The sequence below is a fragment of the Massilia mucilaginosa genome, from assembly GCF_011682145.1.
Lineage (GTDB): Bacteria > Pseudomonadota > Gammaproteobacteria > Burkholderiales > Burkholderiaceae_D > Telluria_A > Telluria_A mucilaginosa.
Map to the genome: position 1 here is coordinate 1 of NZ_WHJH01000249.1, position 363 is coordinate 363.

At 45.2% G+C, this 363-nt stretch carries 1 rRNA gene; it reads right to left on the reverse strand.

The annotated features are described in order from the left end of the window. A 23S ribosomal RNA gene (locus F2P45_RS34725) occupies positions 1-106 on the reverse strand; the annotation flags it as partial. Positions 107-363: the final 257 nt, after the last annotated feature.

Here is a 363-nt window from a genome sequence, read left to right on the forward strand (position 1 = left end):
GGATCAAAGCTTGTTTGCTAGCTCCCCGCAGCTTATCGCAAGCTACTACGTCCTTCGTCGCCTGTAATCGCCAAGGCATCCACCATGTGCACTTATTCGCTTGTCCCTATAACGTTAGCCTCTGTTCTGAGGAACAAAGAGCGTTACAGAGATAAGAAAGTACAGCGTTGTTGCTTTGTTTTGATACATACAATCACTACCCATCGAACCGCCTGTCGGCGACTCGATTAAAACTATACTTCTTCCAGATTGTTAAAGAACGAAACAGCTTTTAATCTCTGAAAGATCAAACCTAAGCACGGATGCTTGGGTTTGCGCTTTCAAACGCTGTTCTTCTTGATTGACAGCCGATAAGTGTGGACG